2 protein-coding genes are annotated in these 1,123 nt (G+C 70.3%); both read right to left on the bottom strand.

The window, feature by feature from the left end:
• Nucleotides 1-698: alpha/beta fold hydrolase (locus tag Q8S40_RS01505; RefSeq protein WP_305669022.1), on the bottom strand; the 698-nt coding region annotated here is incomplete at its 3' end.
• A 62-nt stretch (nt 699-760) separates the two neighbouring features.
• Nucleotides 761-1,123 (bottom strand): hypothetical protein (locus Q8S40_RS01500; protein ID WP_305669021.1); only part of this gene is annotated, 363 nt, incomplete at its 5' end.

The raw sequence follows: 1,123 nt of genomic DNA, 5'->3' as shown, positions 1-1,123 counted from the left end.
TCGGTGGCCAGGACCATGCGGGTCATGAAGTCCGGCGCCGCGCGGAACCCCGCCCAGAACAACAGGTCGGAGCCCAGAACGGCGTTGATCATCCGCTGCGCTCCCGGATCCGGCGCGGCGTTGGCGCCTGGCAGGCGGTCCGGAGCGTGCAGGGCAGGGACCACCAGCGCCAGACCGCGGCACCGCTCCGGATGCCTGAGCACCAGCTGGGTCGCCGACAGGGCGCCCGCCGATCCGCCGATTATGACTGCCCGCTCGAGCTCCAACCGCCGCATCAGCCAGTCAAGGGCGTCGGCCTGCATCTCCACCGTCGCGCCGTCCGGCATGGCGCTGCGCAGATAGCCGAACCGCGATGGGGCGATGATCCGCACGCCCTGGCGCGCCAGGGGTTCGCTGAAGGCAAGGCCCTGGTCAAAGCCGCCGCCGCTGCCGTGGATCATGAGGACCGGCGGGCCGGCGCCGACATCGGCGTATTCGATCGGGCCCCACGGGCTGTCGACGACCTGGCTGCGCCCCTCGGTGTGGGCCCGGGCTTCCGCCATGTCGCGATGATAGGCGAATGAGACGGTCCCCACGCCCGCAATAATCGCCAGGGCGGCAATGATCAGCGGCCGATGATTTCCCTTCCCCTGCGCACGGCGCAGCCGTTTTCTCGCAAGGCGGCGACGGCGCATCCGGGGTTGTTCGAGCAGCATCATGACGGCGGTGAGCCTGCCCCGCGGCGCCCGAGCCGTCCTTGACGCCGGTCAAGTCCGGGTTATCAGCGTCCGCCGCGCGTCAGGGCCCGGTATTCGACCAGCCGCTCCTTGTCGCGCCGCACCTGGTCGGCGACGGCGTTGTCGACGTCCAGCGAGGCATAGCGGACCCAGTTCTCGATGCCGAGCTTGTCCTGCACCGCCGAGGTCGGCGTCTGCCAGAAGAAATAGGAGGCCAGGGAGACGACCACGCTGAGCACCAGGGCGAGCGCCTGAAGCCCGCGATAGGCCGCCTCGTGCCCGGCCGGGGCCGGCTGGGCCGCCAGGATGGCCACCCCGACGAGGAAGACCAGCGGCGTCAGGATTCTCGCCAGCCAGCGCATCCAGTAGCGTTCGCGCCGCACCCGCCACAGCTCCATCTGGACGTA

This window comes from Falsiroseomonas sp. (genome assembly GCF_030695085.1).
In the GTDB taxonomy this organism is placed as follows: Bacteria; Pseudomonadota; Alphaproteobacteria; order Acetobacterales; family Acetobacteraceae; genus Falsiroseomonas.
The sequence above is the reverse complement of the archived record's forward strand: the minus strand, read 5'-3'. Positions and strand labels throughout refer to the sequence as shown.